Annotated in this window: 16 protein-coding genes and 1 riboswitch; of the genes, 12 read left to right on the top strand and 4 right to left on the bottom strand. The window is 63.2% G+C overall.

What is annotated here, in order from left to right:
- Positions 1-200 precede the first annotated feature (200 nt).
- The 4 genes from AC5RU3_RS03485 to AC5RU3_RS03470 all read left to right on the top strand — a co-directional run bounded on the left by AC5RU3_RS03485 (position 201) and on the right by AC5RU3_RS03470 (position 6,330).
- On the top strand, positions 201-4,016 hold the full coding sequence (locus AC5RU3_RS03485; protein ID WP_309070760.1) for a multifunctional oxoglutarate decarboxylase/oxoglutarate dehydrogenase thiamine pyrophosphate-binding subunit/dihydrolipoyllysine-residue succinyltransferase subunit: 3,816 nt from the start codon (positions 201-203) through the stop codon (positions 4,014-4,016).
- Positions 4,017-4,147: 131 nt separating this feature from the next.
- Positions 4,148-4,747, top strand: coding sequence for a GDSL-type esterase/lipase family protein (locus AC5RU3_RS03480; RefSeq protein ID WP_309070759.1), 600 nt, complete (start codon positions 4,148-4,150; stop codon positions 4,745-4,747).
- 114 nt (positions 4,748-4,861) lie between these two features.
- Entirely contained in the window at positions 4,862-5,710 is an 849-nt protein-coding gene (locus AC5RU3_RS03475) for a DUF4097 family beta strand repeat-containing protein (RefSeq protein ID WP_309070758.1), read from the top strand.
- Positions 5,710-6,330, top strand: coding sequence for a PadR family transcriptional regulator (locus tag AC5RU3_RS03470; protein ID WP_309070757.1), 621 nt, complete (start codon positions 5,710-5,712; stop codon positions 6,328-6,330). The genes AC5RU3_RS03475 and AC5RU3_RS03470 overlap by 1 nt, the downstream gene beginning before the upstream one ends.
- Before the next feature lie 24 nt (positions 6,331-6,354).
- Here the strand turns inward: AC5RU3_RS03470 and AC5RU3_RS03465 are convergent, their stop codons facing one another.
- On the bottom strand, positions 6,355-7,326 hold the full coding sequence (locus AC5RU3_RS03465) for a zinc-binding dehydrogenase (RefSeq protein WP_309123746.1): 972 nt from the start codon (positions 7,324-7,326) through the stop codon (positions 6,355-6,357).
- A gap of 185 nt (positions 7,327-7,511) precedes the next feature.
- Here AC5RU3_RS03465 and AC5RU3_RS03460 point away from each other — a divergent pair, with 185 nt between their 5' ends.
- The gene (locus AC5RU3_RS03460; RefSeq protein ID WP_369299106.1) at positions 7,512-7,586 is read left to right on the top strand and encodes a 50S ribosomal protein bL37; all 75 of its coding nucleotides are present in this window, start codon (positions 7,512-7,514) and stop codon (positions 7,584-7,586) included.
- 92 nt (positions 7,587-7,678) lie between these two features.
- On the opposite strand, the gene rsrA is transcribed toward AC5RU3_RS03460, so the two are convergent.
- The gene (rsrA, locus tag AC5RU3_RS03455) at positions 7,679-7,939 is read right to left on the bottom strand and encodes a mycothiol system anti-sigma-R factor (RefSeq protein ID WP_309070755.1); all 261 of its coding nucleotides are present in this window, start codon (positions 7,937-7,939) and stop codon (positions 7,679-7,681) included.
- Positions 7,936-8,721 carry a sigma-70 family RNA polymerase sigma factor gene (locus AC5RU3_RS03450; protein WP_375164386.1) on the bottom strand — a complete coding sequence of 262 codons (786 nt, stop codon included), beginning with the start codon at positions 8,719-8,721 and terminating at the stop codon, positions 7,936-7,938. Before AC5RU3_RS03450 ends, rsrA begins: the two co-directional genes overlap by 4 nt.
- 207 nt (positions 8,722-8,928) lie before the next feature.
- On the opposite strand from AC5RU3_RS03450, the gene AC5RU3_RS03445 reads away from it, so the two are divergent.
- From AC5RU3_RS03445 to AC5RU3_RS03415, 7 genes are all read left to right on the top strand, one after another.
- A complete protein-coding gene (locus tag AC5RU3_RS03445; protein WP_309070753.1) occupies positions 8,929-9,477 on the top strand; it encodes a DoxX family protein in 549 nt (182 codons plus the stop codon).
- 5 nt (positions 9,478-9,482) lie between these two features.
- Positions 9,483-10,817 (top strand): 3-phosphoshikimate 1-carboxyvinyltransferase, encoded by a 1,335-nt coding sequence (aroA, locus tag AC5RU3_RS03440; protein WP_309070752.1) that lies wholly within the window; start codon positions 9,483-9,485, stop codon positions 10,815-10,817.
- Positions 10,814-11,935 carry a ribosome small subunit-dependent GTPase A gene (gene rsgA, locus AC5RU3_RS03435; protein ID WP_309070751.1) on the top strand — a complete coding sequence of 374 codons (1,122 nt, stop codon included), beginning with the start codon at positions 10,814-10,816 and terminating at the stop codon, positions 11,933-11,935. The genes aroA and rsgA overlap by 4 nt, the downstream gene beginning before the upstream one ends.
- A gap of 175 nt (positions 11,936-12,110) precedes the next feature.
- The gene (locus tag AC5RU3_RS03430) at positions 12,111-12,314 is read left to right on the top strand and encodes a cold-shock protein (RefSeq protein WP_026545912.1); all 204 of its coding nucleotides are present in this window, start codon (positions 12,111-12,113) and stop codon (positions 12,312-12,314) included.
- Between the two features lie 153 nt (positions 12,315-12,467).
- A complete protein-coding gene (gene hisN / locus AC5RU3_RS03425; RefSeq protein ID WP_309070750.1) occupies positions 12,468-13,292 on the top strand; it encodes a histidinol-phosphatase in 825 nt (274 codons plus the stop codon).
- 57 nt (positions 13,293-13,349) lie between these two features.
- Positions 13,350-13,464: riboswitch (SAM riboswitch) on the top strand.
- Between the two features lie 43 nt (positions 13,465-13,507).
- Complete coding sequence (locus AC5RU3_RS03420) at positions 13,508-14,866, top strand: aminotransferase class V-fold PLP-dependent enzyme (RefSeq protein WP_309070749.1); 1,359 nt, start codon at positions 13,508-13,510, stop codon at positions 14,864-14,866.
- 93 nt (positions 14,867-14,959) lie between these two features.
- Positions 14,960-15,718 (top strand): class I SAM-dependent methyltransferase, encoded by a 759-nt coding sequence (locus AC5RU3_RS03415; RefSeq protein ID WP_309070748.1) that lies wholly within the window; start codon positions 14,960-14,962, stop codon positions 15,716-15,718.
- Here AC5RU3_RS03415 and AC5RU3_RS03410 read toward each other — a convergent pair.
- Positions 15,715-15,879 (bottom strand): hypothetical protein, encoded by a 165-nt coding sequence (locus AC5RU3_RS03410; protein ID WP_309070747.1) that lies wholly within the window; start codon positions 15,877-15,879, stop codon positions 15,715-15,717. The genes AC5RU3_RS03415 and AC5RU3_RS03410 overlap by 4 nt on opposite strands.
- Positions 15,880-15,952 lie beyond the last annotated feature (73 nt).

The following is a 15,952-nucleotide window of genomic DNA, read 5'->3' as shown; positions in this document are numbered from 1 at the left end:
CACAAGCGAGTGTATGCCGTTTTTGTGGCCGATCCGGACCGCTTCTGAACCGGATCGGAACATAAGCGCAAGGAAGCGGTAGAGATTGGCTTGTTGCCTGAAACTGTCATTAGACTGAAGTGCAGGTCAACAGGGTCAGGCGAGCGCCGACGTAACCTTTTTTGGGCCAAGGGCAACTCACGGAAGAGGGCGTATAACAAGTGCCACAACAACCCAACCACCGTCTACCGGAAGAATTCGGCGGAAATGAATGGCTTGTGGATGAGCTCTACGAGCAATTCCGGCAGGACCGGAACTCCGTAGACAAGAAGTGGTGGAGCCTTTTCGAATCCTTCGAGGCTGAGAACACCGGTTCTGACAATGGGCGGCACGCGGCCGGGCGGTCGGCTGGTTCCGAAGCCCATCCCCCAACACGGGAGCTTCCCGTCGTCTCAACTGAGCAAAATGCTCCCAAGGCTTCCGGCGAGTCCCCTGCTGCAACCCAGGAAACAGGCACTCCTCCTGTCGCCAAGGAAACTGCGAAGCCGGCGGCTGCGCCAAAGCCCGCCGCGAAGGCGGAACCCAAGACCGAGCCCAAGGCAGAGAAGGCTCCCATCCCGGCCCAGCTCCCGAAGTCGGATCTGAACCCGGAGATGGACGAAGACACCGTCACGGTTCTTCGCGGCCCCGCCAAGGCGATCGCCACGAACATGGATGCCAGCCTGACGGTTCCCACCGCCACCAGCGTTCGCGCTGTTCCTGCGAAGCTGCTGATCGACAACCGCGTGGTCATCAACAACCATCTGGAGCGTGCCCGGGGCGGCAAGGTCTCGTTCACCCACATCATCGGCTACGCGATCATCCGAGCCCTCGCGCAGTTCCCTTCGCAGAACGTGTACTACGACGTGGTCGACGGCAAGCCGGCAGCGGTACAGCCCGCCCACGTGAACTTCGGCCTCGCAATCGACATGCCCAGGCCGGACGGCACGCGCCTCCTGGTCGTGCCAAACATCAAGAAGGCGGAGACACTCAACTTCTCCGAGTTCTGGCATGCCTACGAAGACCTCGTCAAGCGCGCCCGCGCAGGCAAGCTCGGCGCTGACGACTACGCCGGCACCACTGTCTCCCTTACCAACCCCGGCGGCATCGGCACCGTACATTCGGTTCCCCGGCTCTCCAAGGGCCAGGCCTGCATCATCGGAGCGGGAGCCCTCGAGTACCCGGCAGCCTTCCAGGGCGCCAGCGAAAAGACGCTGGCTCAACATGCGATCAGCAAGACCATCACCCTCACCTCCACCTATGATCACCGGGTCATTCAGGGTGCGGGCAGCGGAGAGTTCCTGCGGATTGTGCACCAGCTCCTGCTGGGCGAGCAGAACTTCTACGACGAAATCTTCGAAGCCCTGCGTATCCCCTACGAGCCCGTGCGCTGGAGCGCGGACATCCAGGTTGATCCGATGGACGAGATCAACAAGGTGGCCCGGATCCAGCAGCTCATCCATGCCTACCGGGTGCGCGGCCACCTCATGGCGGACACAAACCCGCTGGAGTACGTGCAGCGCAAGCACGCCGACCTCGACGTCCGTACCCACGGCCTGACGCTCTGGGACCTGGACCGCGAATGGCCGACCGGCGGGTTCGGCGGAAAGCCTGCTCTCAAGTTCCGGACCATCCTCGGGGTTCTGCGTGATGCCTATTGCAGGACCACCGGCATCGAGTACATGCATATCCAGGACCCGGAGGAACGGCAATGGTTCCAGGACGAGCTGGAACACCCGTACTCCAAGCCAAGCCGTGAGGAACAACTGCGTATCCTGCACCGGTTGAACGCTGCAGAGGCTTTCGAGACCTTCCTGCAGACAAAGTTCGTCGGGCAGAAGCGGTTCTCGCTGGAAGGCGGCGAGTCGCTTATTCCGCTGCTGGACGCCATCCTTTCGGACGCGGCCGACGACGGACTGGACGAGGTCGCCATCGGCATGGCTCACCGCGGCCGCCTGAATGTACTCACCAACATCGCCGGCAAGACTTACGCCCAGGTCTTCCGCGAGTTCGAAGGTACTCAGGACCCCCGCTCAGTGCAGGGCTCGGGAGATGTGAAGTACCACCTCGGCACTGAAGGCACCTACACCTCCGACAGCGGCAATGAGACGAAGGTCTACCTCGCCGCCAACCCGTCGCACCTCGAGGCGGTCGACTCCGTGCTTGAGGGTATCGTCCGGGCCAAGCAGGACCGCCTGGACCAGGGCGACACTTTCCCGGTCCTTCCGATCCTGGTTCACGGCGACGCGGCCTTCGCCGGTCAGGGTGTCGTGGCGGAAACACTGAATCTCTCCCAGCTGCGCGGGTACCGTACGGGTGGAACAATCCACATCATCGTGAATAACCAGGTCGGGTTCACGACTTCACCGACCGCATCCCGGTCCTCGGTGTACTCCACCGACGTGGCGAAGATGGTGCAGGCACCGATCTTCCACGTGAACGGAGATGATCCGGAAGCTGTGGTCCGCGTGGCGCAGCTCGCGTACCAGTTCCGTCAGCGGTTCAACAAGGATGTTGTCATCGACTTGGTCTGCTACCGCAGGCGCGGTCACAATGAGGGCGACGATCCCTCGATGACCCAGCCGATGATGTACAACCTGATCGAAGCCAAGCGCTCAGTTCGCAAGCTGTACACCGAGGCCCTGATTGGGCGCGGTGACATCAGCCAGGAAGAAGCCGAGCAGGCATTGCGCGATTACCAGGAGCGGCTCGAGCGGGTCTTCGCCGAAACGCATGCTGCCCAAACCTCGCCTATTCCGGTGGTTACCAAGGACGCAGCAGCCGTCTCGAATATCGAGCGGCCGATCTCGCAGCGTGCGGACAGCGGCGTGGGAGTCCCGGCGAGCACGGCCATTACCGCCGAGACGCTGGCTCACATCGGCAAGGCGCACCTGAACTTCCCGGAGGGCTTCACAGTCCATCCCAAGCTGAAAGCGCTGCTCGAGAAGCGCGAGCAGATGTCCCGCGAAGGGGGGATCGACTGGGGCTTCGGCGAGATCGCGGCTTTCGGCTCCCTCCTCATGGAAGGCGTGCCGGTGCGGCTTGCCGGGCAGGATTCGCGTCGCGGAACCTTCGTACAGCGCCATGCGGTCTTCCACGACCGCGCCAACGGCACTGAATGGCTGCCGCTTGGCGAGCTGAGTGAGGGACAGGCGAAGTTCTGGATCTACGACTCCCTCCTGTCGGAGTATGCAGCGATGGGCTTCGAGTACGGGTACTCCGTTGAGCGGCCGGACGCGCTGGTGCTTTGGGAGGCGCAGTTCGGCGACTTCGTGAACGGTGCGCAAACCATCATTGACGAGTTCATCTCGTCCGCTGAGCAGAAGTGGGGACAGCGTTCGTCACTGGTACTCATGCTCCCGCATGGTTACGAAGGACAGGGCCCCGACCACTCATCCGCCCGCATCGAGCGTTTCCTGCAGATGTGTGCGGAAGACAACATGGTGGTCGCCAACCCCACCAGCGCTGCATCACACTTCCATTTGCTGCGGAGGCAGGCCTACAGCCGCCCGCGTAAGCCGCTCATCATCTTCACGCCGAAGCAATTGTTGCGCCTCAAGGCGGCAGCAAGCAGCGTCGAAGACTTCACGCAGGGTAGCTTCAAGCCGGTAATCGAAGACAGCGCTGGCCTCAACCCGGCGGATGTCACACGTGTCCTCCTGGTATCCGGCCGTCTCTACTACGATCTCGCGGCCGCGCGCCAGAAGGCGAATGACACCTCAACCGCTATCCTGCGCGTTGAGCAGCTTGCACCGCTTCCGGTCGAAGAAATCAAGGCCGCCGTCGCAGCGTACCCGAACGCTGAATTGGTCTGGGCACAGGATGAACCGGCCAACCAGGGACCCTGGCCATTCATTGGCCTCAACCTCCCTGAGCATCTGGATCGCCCGCTTCGCCTGGCATCCCGTCCGGCCTCGGCCTCGACGGCAACCGGATCGGCGAAGCACCACGCTGTGGAGCAGGAAATTCTCATCAAGAAGGCATTCGACCGCGGCTAAGCGAGCCTGAAGCCCGAACGTACAATGGGCAGGGTCTGTTGGAGACCCTGCCCATTGGCGTTTCCCGGACCAGTTGGGCGCCCTGTTGCCCTATCGAGAACCGACCACGACCAGCAAACCCGAGGTGATAAGTGGAACAGCGCAGAATAAGGCTTGCCGCAGTGGGAGACGAACTCCTTGCGGGTCTGGGTGATCCCCGTGCTCTGGGATGGATTGGCCGTGTCCTGGCGCGTACCACCCCGGACAATGCCACGCTCGAAGCGTTCAGCCTGGCAGCCCCCGGTGAGGGTACCGAAGCGCTCGCTGCGCGCTGGCTGGAGGAAGCTGGTCGGAGGTTCTCGGCTCACACGGAGAACCGGCTGGTCATCGCGCTCTCCGATCGCGACCTCGATCTCGATATCTCTACCGCGCGCAGTCGCTTGAACCTTGCCAACATTCTCGACGGTGCAGCGCAAATGAGCATCAAAGTTCTGGTTGTCGGTCCGCCGCCCGGACTGGATTCTGACCGTAACCGCCGTCTCGCCGATCTCTCCGCGGCCTTCGCGGACGTAACCACGCGCCGCAAACACGTCTTCGTGGATACATTCACTCCCCTGCACGCGCATGAACAGTGGCGCTCCGATCTGGCGGCGAACGGCGGCGGCCCCGGTCAGGCGGGCTATGGGCTCATGGCGTGGCTGGTTCTGCACCGAGGCTGGTTCCAGTGGCTGGAGATTCCAGCGCCGCTCTGACGGCACTTCTAAGAAAAAGTGCCCAGCTGCCTTGCCTGGACCTGAAGACGCGATATATCGTGATCTTAACGCGATATATCGCGTTTCTCCTCCATCCATACCCCAGGAGCAGCCATGCAGCAGGACCGTTGGGAGATCGGAACTCCTCAGACCCTTGAGTTCGATGACGTGCTGTCCGTGAAGGCGGGCATCATCGCCGGGCGCATTGACATCCTGGTGCATGATGAGCCGACAACCCGGGTGGAGGTCTCCGACGTCAAGGGGCAGCCGATCGACGTCCGCCTGAACGGGGGCGCGTTGGAAATCTCGCACCTCAGCGGGTCGTCCCGGAGTTGGCTGGGAGTCACGAGCCAGGTAATTCTGGGCAAGCCGAAGGAAGCCGCCGTCATCAGCATCGCGGTACCCGAAGGAACCTCTGTTGCGCTGAGGACTGTCAGCGGCGACGGACTGGCGTGCGGTACGCGGGACACATCCATCGACACCGTGTCCGGTTCCATCATGGCCGATGACACCTCCGGAAGGCTGACGGTCAATACCGTCAGCGGGGAGGCCATCGTGCGCCATCACTCCGGGCATTTGGTGATCAAGACCGTTTCGGGTGAGGTCACAGCCTCGGGCTACTGCGAAAGCATCCGCACCAATAGCGTCAGCGGGGCGGTCACCCTGGACCTCCTGGGGGAGCCCCGGGACCTGGCCGCGCGAACCGTTTCCGGTGACCTGGTCGTACGGCTGTCGCAGACGCTCGGAGTCGACGTCGCGGCCTCCACCGTTTCGGGCTCCCTCTCCGTGAACAACCGAAAATTCACCGGTCACGGGAAAAATACGTTCATCGAGCCGGGCTCCTCCGGCTCCACCCTGACGGTGCGGGCCAACTCTGTTTCGGGTGATGTGGCGATCTTCCATCGTTCCCCGGACGCAGCCGCCGAGCAGGGTGCCGGCGAAGCACAGGACGGTGGGCACTAGTGCCCCCTGTCTTCGCCCACGGCGCTCTGCGTCTCTATCTGCTGGCACTCCTTGAGGACGGCCCCAAACATGGATACGAGATAATCCGGGCCCTTGAAGACCGGTTCGGTGGGACCTACTCCCCCAGCGCAGGCACTATCTACCCGCGGCTGGCCAAGCTGGAGGCGGAGCGCTTGGTGTCAACCCAGGCACAGGGGCGTCGAACCACCTACCTCATTACCGAAGAAGGGCGCCGCGAACTAACGGAACGGCGCGGGGAGCTTGCTGACATCGAGGAGGACATCTCCGCGTCAATACGCCGGCTCGCAGATGGCCTGCGGGAGGAGATCCGGGCAAACATGCGCGGCCTTCGGGCGGACCTTGCGGCGTCGGCCGAAAGTGCGCGCCGGTCCGGACGGCAGGCGGCTGCGGACAGCAGCCGTTCCGACCAGCGGCGATCGCTGAAGGAACTTGAAATGGTCGTCAACCAGTTCCGGGACGACGTTCGCATGGAGCTGCGGAGACACGCCGCCGAGACCGAGCAGGGAATCAGCGATGCCGTCGCCGAAACTGTGGTGACAGTCCTACGCCAGGCACAGGCATCAATCCGGGCGTCGCTCTCATCGAAACAGCGGCCGTAGCCGTCCCCCTCGGAAAGTCGCGGTTCAGTTCCCGTGGTTGAAAATGACCTTTCCGAAAACCTCACCCTTGGCCATCCGTTCGAATCCGGTCCGCGCGTCTTCCAGCGGGTACACGGAATCGATGATGGGTCGCACGCCAGTGACGGCAAGAAACTCCGCCAGTCGCTGGAGCTCATCGCGGGAGCCCATCGTTGAACCCAGTACCCGCAGCTGGAGGAAGAAAACGCGGTTGAGGTCCGCCGACGGACTCGGTCCGCTTGTCGCGCCACAGGTGACGACGGCGCCACCGGGCTTGAGTGCCTTCAACGAATGCGCCCAGGTCGCTTCCCCGACCGAATCGAAAACGACGTCAACGCGCTCCGGAAGGCGAGCACCGGCGTCGAACGCATCCTGCGCTCCCAACTTCAGGGCCAGTTCACGTTTAGCCTCACTGCGGCTGGTCACCCACACACGGTAGCCCGCCGCGCCGGCGAGCAGGATGAGCGCGGTGGAGACCCCTCCCCCCGCGCCCTGCACCAGAACGGTGGAGCCCGGAGCGGCCGGCGACGTCGTGAACAGCATCCGGTATGCGGTGAGCCAGGACGTCGGTAAGCACGCTGCTTCCTCAAAGCTCAGACCGGACGGTTTGGGTACCAGATTACGTGCCGGCACCCAGACGTAATCGGCCATCGTGCCTGGATGGAGTTCTGAGAGGAGCGAGCGGCGGGGATCCAGCGTCTCGTCGCCCTGCCAGTCGGGAGAAGAGATGACGCTGTGGATGAGGACTTCATTACCGTCGTCGTCCACTCCGGCGCCGTCACAGCCCAGGATCATCGGCAGCTTGTCCTGTCCGAGGCCCACTCCCCGCAATGACCACAGATCGTGGTGGTTCAGAGCGGACGCCCGGACACGCACCCTGCGGAATTCTCCGGGATGCTTCGGTTCGGGAAGCTCTCCCACCCTCAACCCGTCAAGCGGGGACTGGGCGGACAGGGACTCTGCGTACACTGCGCGCATCGGCGCTCCTTTGCTCCGGGGTCGCTCGGATCATTCCGTTCCATCCTAGGCACCGGTGCGAGCAGGTAGCCGCCGACTGCCCCGGCCGTTTAGGTTCAGTGCGTCCGGGTGTGGGAGACTGGAGGGCAGTCCGGACCCATGTGGTCGATCGGCAAAAGCCCTATAGGCAACGTAAGGAGGCAGCCATGAGCAAGCGTGCACGCAAGCGCCGTGATCGCAAGCGCGGCGGCGCTAACCACGGTAAGCGCCCCAACACCTGACATCACAGTCAAAGCAAACAGAAGAACCCCCGTACTCGTACGGGGGTTCTTCTGTTTGTATGGGGCTGGCCATCAACAGAGCGCAGATGACGCTAGTGGTCGACGGTCTTGATCTGGCTGATCCGGTCCAGAATGTTCGACTTCAGTTTCGCAGGCGCGACCTCTGTGCAGGAGCGCTTCACTACAGACCGGATGAGGCACTCAAGATCGTGTTCCTGGGCGCACTCCGGGCAATCCTCAAGGTGGTCCTTGATTTCGACCAGGTCAGCGTGCGAGAGAGCCCCGTCAAGGTACTCATACAGCCGCTCGATGCGTGAGTCGTCGCAGTCGCCAAGGCTGTGGCAGTCGCTCATTTTCCGTTCTCCTGTGTAGTTCCACCATCTCCGGTGGAAGCGCGTGCCGAACCGCCCATTCCGCGCTCGTGCGCGTACTCGGACAGCAGGTCCCTGAGGAGCTTGCGTCCGCGGTGCAGCCGTGACATCACGGTGCCGATGGGGGTGTTCATGATTTCCGAGATTTCCTTGTACGCGAAACCCTCGACGTCCGAGAAGTAGACCGCCAGGCGGAACTCCTCCGGAATTGCCTGCAAAGCTTGCTTCACGTCCGAGTCAGGGAGGTGATCGAGTGCTTCAACCTCAGCCGACCGCAGCCCTGACGAGGTATGCTCGGCTGCCTTCGCGAGCTGCCAGTCCTCGATGGTGTCCGAATTCGACTGCAGGGGTTCCCGCTGCCGCTTGCGATACAGGTTGATGTACGTGTTCGTGAGAATCCGGTACAGCCAGGCCTTCAGGTTGGTTCCCGGCTTGTACTGATGGAAGGCGGAGAAAGCCTTGGTGTAGGCCTCCTGCACCAGATCTTCCGCGTCAGCGGGGTTACGAGCCATTCTCATGGCAGCCGAATACAGCTGGTCCACGTACTGCATGGCGTCCCGCTCGAACCGCGCCGTCCGTTCCGCAACGGACTCGGTGGACAGATCCAGTTCCTCATCTTCGGTCGGGGTGGGTCCCGCCGCGGCTGTGGTATTCATTGCTGCAAAGTCTACGCGTCCGACGGTCTGACGGCGCGGCGCCGGCCGTGCCGGTGCGTCCACCTGGATAAGCGGAAAATGGTCCCGTACCGATGTCGCTGTACCCATCTGCTCCTCGTATCGTCTGCTGCCTCATCCGGGCTTCCCTATCGCTAACCAGAAGCCGGGGTGGGATATTCCGTCGCAGGCCCCGGGACTGGATCGCCTCGTTGCGCTAAAGGTGCAAAACTAGACTCATCCATCCACGGTTGTAACTGACTTTGTTCGCATGAGTAGATCCGGTGCCCTTGATGGTGCTGGAAGCCAGGAGGCATTGTGACCCTTGTTCGTGTATTCGCCCGCCCATTGCTTGCCAGCAGCTTCGTTCTGACGGGCCTTGACCGGCTCCGGAACACCGACGCCGCGGCCACCGCCCTCCGTCCCACGCTGGACCGCATCACGAAGATGGTGCCCTCCGCCGCATCGGTGGCGAGCGACGAACAGCGCGTAGCGAAGGTACTCGGCGCCGCACATATCGGTGCTGCCGTGCTGCTGGGAATCGGGCGTTTCTCCCGACTTTCGGCGGTCATACTGGTCGGTACGTCCACCCTCAATGCCGTCGTCGAGTTCAACAATGCCGACTCCTCCACAGCGAAGGCGCGCAAGGACCGGCGCAATCAGCTCCTCAAGAACATCTCCTTGATCGGTGCCGTGCTGCTTGCAGCGGTGGACACAAACGGCCGTCCGAGCTGGGCCTGGCGCGCGGAACACTTCGCCGAAGATGCCCGTCGTAACGCCCTGGCGCTCACTCACGACACCAAGAAGGGCATCAGGAAGGCCGAGAAGGCTGTGCGCAAGACCGCCTCGGAAGTCACGGGCAGCTAAGGGGAATGAACGCGCTGTCCGCTGCACCATCGGCCACGTCATTCTGGCCTGCACCCCACGCACAAGGTCCCGTCGATGCAACCGTTGAGGTCCCCGGCTCAAAGTCGTTGACCAACAGGTACCTCATACTCGCTGCGCTTGCCGACGGACCAAGCCGGCTGCGCGCTCCCCTGCATTCGCGGGACTCGCAACTGATGGTCGCCGCGCTGCGGTCGCTCGGTGCCGGTGTCGAGGAGGTCGACGGTGACGGCAGTTTCGGGCCGGACCTTCTTGTCACCCCCATCCCCGATGGGGCGTCGGGCGATGCAAGCGTTGATTGCGGACTGGCAGGCACGGTCATGCGCTTTGTGCCTCCGCTGGCTGCGCTCCGTCACGGCCGGACTGCCTTCGACGGCGATCCCCACGCGCGTCGCCGTCCGATGGGTGCCGTGATCAGCGCGCTCCGGGGCCTCGGTGTCCAGCTTGAGAACGACGACGACGCCCTCCCATTCACCGTCGTCGGCTCCGGCGCGGTTGAGGGCGGGCCGCTGGTTATTGACGCGAGCGCTTCGTCGCAGTTTGTTTCGGCACTGCTTCTCGTCGGCGCCCGGTTCACCAACGGCCTTCACCTGCAGCATTCGGGCGCGAAGGTTCCCAGCCTGGACCACATCGCCATGACGGTTCGGGTGCTGCGTGAGGCCGGCGTCACCGTGGATGACTCCGTCCCGAATTCCTGGCGTGTGGAGCCTGGAGTCATCGGCGCATTCGACGTACGGATCGAACCCGATCTCTCCAACGCCGGACCATTCCTTGCGGCCGCGGTCGCAACTGGGGGCACCGTCCGGATGCCGCACTGGCCGCGAGACACCACGCAGGTCGGCGAGAAATGGCGGACCATCCTTCCGATGCTGGGCGCGGAGGTCGAGCTGACCGACGATTCCACCCTCGTGGTCCGCGGATCAGGAGTGGTCAGCGGCGCTGAACTGGCTGACACGAGCGAGCTGGCACCCACCGTCGCAGCACTGTGCGCTTTGGCCCAGTCACCGTCCTTGCTGACGGGCATCGCCCACCTGCGTGGGCATGAAACTGACCGGCTGGCAGCGCTGGTCGCCGAGATCACGCGTCTGGGTGGTGACGCGGAAGAGACCGAAGACGGCCTGATCATCCGTCCGGCCGCACTCCACGGCGGCCGTTTCCAAACCTATGATGACCACCGCATGGCCACCGCTGGAGCGATCCTGGGTCTTGCAGTCGAAGGCGTCGAGGTCGAGAACATCGCCACGACCGGGAAGACCATGCCGCAGTTCCCTGCCCTTTGGGAAGCGCTGACGGCCACGGCCGAATCGAGCGGCTCGCGGTGACACCAGCCGGTTCCCGGCGCGGGACCTCCTCCTGGGATGAGTCGGACGTACGCATCAGGCCGAACAAGAAGGGCTCCCGTCCGCGCACCAAAGACCGCCCGGCCCACGACGATGCAGTGACAGGACGCATCATCACGGTCGACCGCGGTCGGTATACAGCCATAGTGGACGAGGACACCGAGGCGGAGCGGGTGGTCATCGCTGCCCGTGCACGCGAACTCCGCCGCTCCCCCGTCGTGGCCGGGGACCTTGTCTCCCTCGTGGGAGACGTCAGCGGCGAGCCGGACACCCTGGCCCGTCTGGTGCGGATACAGGATCGTCTGACTCTCCTGCGCCGCAGCGCCGATGACACCGACCCGGTGGAACGCGCGGTGGTTGCTAATGCTGAACAGCTGGTGATCGTAGTGGCGGCCGCCAACCCGGAACCCCGCACCGGTTTCATCGACCGCGCCATGGTCGCCGCGTACGACGCCGGCATCCAGCCGCTGCTCTGCGTCACCAAGGCGGATCTGAAGGATCCTGCGGAACTGCTGGCCAATTACGAGCACCTTGACCTGCCGATCATCACCAGCCAGACCGCGTCCACCCCCGATGCCGTGGCAACAACCTCGGCCAGCGGCACATCCGCCCTCTTAGCGCCCGGTGCGGTGGCACGTTTGAAGGGTCTTCTGGACGGTAGGGTGAGCGTGCTTCTGGGCCACTCGGGCGTGGGCAAGTCAACGCTCGTCAATGCCCTTACTGGAGCGAATCGTGCAACCGGCGGCGTGAACGCGGTGACCGGCCGCGGACGCCACACCTCATCTTCGGCGTACGCGCTGAAAGCCGCCGATTCGGCCCCCGGAACCTGGATCATCGACACGCCCGGGATACGCTCTTTCGGCCTCGCCCACGTCGACGCCGACCGCATCCTTGCTGCATTCCCTGACCTCGCACCCGGAACGGGAGAATGTGAACGAGGGTGCAGGCACGACGACTCTGCGGTCAATTGCGGACTGGACGGATGGGTTGATTCCGGGGCAGCCGGAGAGTCCGGCCCCGTACGCCTTGCTTCCCTTCGGCGGCTTCTCGGCGCCGGCATTGAACCCACCCAGGGAACCAAGGAATTGGGCCTGCAATAAGAAATGCGTTTACAGCGGCCCAATGCCTGCTAGACTGATGGAAGTTGTTGTGTTGCGCACGAATGTTAAGCCTTGATTTCTCTACGGAGTTCGAAAGCTTTTTTTGCAGGCGAAATGAACACCGCGACGGGAACCCCGAAGTACGGGGGGATCCTCACACTCAAGGAATAAAAAAATGGCAACAGGTACAGTCAAGTGGTTCAACGCTGAAAAGGGCTTTGGATTCATCGCTCCTGATGACGGCGGCGCTGACGTCTTCGCTCACTTCTCCGCAATCAACTCCGGCGGCTTCCGCTCGCTCGAGGAGAACCAGAAGGTCAGCTTCGAGACCACCCAGGGCCCCAAGGGCCCCCAGGCTGAGAACATCTCCGTTCTCTAAGGCTTAGAGCTTCCAAGAAAGGCGCACCGGCCAATCGGCCGGTGCGCCTTTCTTTCGTTTAAGATCGTGGTTCTGAAAGTCGTCCATGTCCACGCCAGCGCGCCAGTTCCGACCTGGCGCATCTGGAAGCCCTGACCATATAGGTTGAAGGGTATGAACCTCCAGAGCTACAACGATGACCTCCGCCTTGCCCATGTAATGGCCGACTCCGTGGACGACCAGACCATGTCGAGGTTCAAGGCACTGGATCTGGCGGTTGAAACCAAGCCTGACTTCACTCCGGTCACGGATGCCGACAAGTCGGCCGAAGAAGCTATCCGCGGACAATTGTCGCGAGCCCGCCCCCGCGACGCCGTTCTCGGTGAGGAATTCGGAAGCAGCGGCGCCGGCTCCCGGCGATGGATCATCGACCCGATCGACGGCACCAAGAACTTCGTCCGAGGGGTTCCGGTGTGGGCAACCCTCATCGCCCTCGTTGATGAGGGTCGTCCGGTTGTCGGCGTCGTCAGCGCTCCTGCCCTGGGCAAGCGCTGGTGGGCGGCGACCGGAACCGGTGCGTTCATGGGCAAGTCGCTTGCCGCAGCAACCCGCCTGCGGGTTTCGAGCGTTTCCCGGCTGGAGGACGCCTCCCTCTCCTATTCCAGCCTCACCGGGTGGAAGGAACGCGGGAACTTAGACGAGTTTATGTCGCTCACCGACTCGGTCTGGCGTACCCGCGCCTATGGCGACTTCTGGTCGTACTGTCTGGTCGCGGAGGGTGCAGTGGACATCGCATGCGAACCGGAATTGAATCTGTACGACATGGCTGCGTTGGTGCCCATTGTTACGGAGGCCGGCGGGCGGTTCACATCACTCGAAGGTGCTGACGGCCCCTTCGGCGGGAACGCACTGGCTACCAACAGCATTCTGCACAACGATGTGCTGAAGATGCTCAACCCCTCGCTGGACGATCTCCTGCAGAAAGGCGCCGGCGCCTGACAACGCCGCGTAACAAAATCCGCATCCTATTCGGGACTGCCCTATTCTGAACTACTAGGTCACGAGTGCCAGCGCTAAACCCCGGTTTGCTGGCCGGCAACCCTCCTTCCGCGGTGGGGTGCCCCGGGTGACGACCAGGCCGTCCAGAAAATTGGTTCGGCAAGCGCGGGGCCAACCTCGGTGGAGCCCCATGAGAATTTGTGGGGTAAATTCCTGTGACCAATGCACTTCTCGAAGACGTTGATGGGCTGACCACTGCACCACTTGCTGCAGTTCTCGGCGCAGAACTGCAGGCACCGGTGATTGACGGCGCGACGGTTCGCTACGTCAACCTGGATTACGCAGCATCTACGCCCGCGCTTCAGTCGGTAAATGACTATGTGCAGCGCGTGCTTCCCTACTACGCGAGCGTTCATCGGGGTGCCGGATACGCTTCGCAGATTTCAACGTCTCTGTATGAGAACGCTCGGAGAACGGTCAGGACCTTCGTCGGTGGCCGAGAAGACGACGCGGTCATCTTCACCCGCAACACCACGGATTCCCTCAATCTCCTGGCAGGCTGCGTACCGGTGGACGGGGAGGTTCTTTACCTCGACCTGGAACACCACGCCAATCTCCTCCCCTGGTTCGACCGCCCTCACCGCGGAATCGTCGCAGCAGAGACCATCGAAGGAACGCTGACTGCGTTGGAGGAAGAACTGGAGTCGGGCCGGGTGAGTCTCCTCGCCGTGACGGGCGCCTCGAACGTCACCGGGGAGATCCTGCCGATCGACCGGCTCGCCCGTGTGGCGCATGAGCACGGGGCGCGCATCGTCGTCGACGCCGCCCAGTTGGCCCCGCACCGGCGGCTGGACCTCGTCAGGGATGGCATCGACTACGTCGTTTTCTCCGGTCACAAGCTGTACGCCCCCTTCGGAGCCGGTGTGCTGGTTGGGAGGCCTGACTGGCTCGACGCCGGGACGCCGCACCTCGCCGGTGGCGGAGCTGTGAAAACGGTGAAGGTTGATTCGGTGTCCTGGACAACCGGCCCAGCCCGGCATGAGGGCGGCTCCCCGAATGTCCTCGGCGCGGCAGCGCTCGCGCATGCGACAGAAGTCCTCGCGGCTCTCGATGCGGATGACTGGCTCGCGCACGAGTCGGCTCTCCGGAACGCTCTGATTGAAGGGCTTGCCGCCCTGTCCGGCGTGACGGTGCACCGTATCTTCTCGGACAGCACCGATGCGATAGGAGTGGTGAACTTCTCAGTTCACGGTTACGACGCCGGCCTCGTCGCCGCATATCTTTCCGCTGAGCATGGCGTGGGGCTTCGCGACGGGAAGTTCTGCGCGCACCCGTTGCTGAAGCGTCTCGGCCTGCCCTCCGGATCACTCCGCGCCAGCTTCGGCCTGGGCTCCCGGCACGACGACGTCGACAGGCTGCTTGCAGGCCTCGCTTCGCTCATCAGGAACGGGTTGGGAACCGACTACGTGGTTGACGCCGGACGCTGGGTGCCTGCAGTGGAGACACGGGCCTTCCCCGACTGGGCTCCACATACGCCCGGAACGGCCGGGGCTGCCCCCTGCACCACCGACTGACATTCGCGAGCGGGACCGGGACTGCCGACGGATGATTTAATTGACGGGTTCTGTAGCCGTCCGGCTGTACCCGTCAATCCAGGAGTTGCCGTCATGGGCGTTGGAGGTCCGCGTCTCGCCGCGCACCGCCGTCGTGAGATGGCGCGGAGCTACCTGCAGGACAGTGAACGCTATGACCGTGTCCGTCCCGGCTACCCTGCTGCATCCGTGGATTGGTTGGTGCCGGCGGGGACACAACGCGTCGCAGACGTCGGCGCGGGAACCGGTAAGTTCACACGGGAGCTGGCGCTGCGCTGCCCGGACGTGACCGCAGTCGATCCCTCTGACGACATGCTTTCAATCCTCGCCCAGCACCTTCCCGATGTCAGAAGGACTGAGGGCACTGCGGAGGCGACCGGACTCGATACCGCGAGCGTCGACCTTGTCACCATCGCGCAGGCGTGGCACTGGTGCGATCCTGTTGCCGCGAGCGCCGAGTCTGCGCGCATCCTCATCCCGGGTGGTAGTTTCGCTCTGGTCTGGAACCAGTTGGATGTGAGCATGCCCTGGGTGCACCGGCTCTCGAGGATCATGCACGCTGGCGATGTCTTCAAACCCAGCTATCGCCCTGCCCTCGGCCCCGGATTCTCGGTACCGGAATCGAAGGTAGTCGGCTGGGCGCAGTCCATTCGGGTTCCGGACATCGTGGAACTCGCCCGGTCCCGCAGCTATTACCAGAACGCTTCTCCCGGTGTCCGTGCGAAGGTCGAGTCGAACCTGCGCTGGTATCTTCACGACCACCTCGGCCACGAGGCCGACGCCGTGCTGCCGCTCCCGTATTTGACCTACTGCTGGCGGGCCACTCGCCTCTAGTCTTGCCCTGAGTCGTCAGAAGTTTCCGATTCGGTATCTGCGCCCTCAGCCGGGTCCTGCGAGTGTATCCCCGTATCAGCAGGATCCTGGGAGGGCTTCCCCTCCGCCGGCTGTTCGGTGTGCTGGCGCGGCTCTTCTTCATACTGCGATTCGTTGCTCATCCCTCATACCCTCCGTGTGTGCTGATCCTGAAGTTGTGTGTCGATCCTGAAGACGTTCCGTGCCTCATAGTTG

Source organism: Arthrobacter sp. MDB1-55, assembly GCF_059092925.1.
This window is presented reverse-complemented; position numbering and strand designations above follow the sequence as displayed.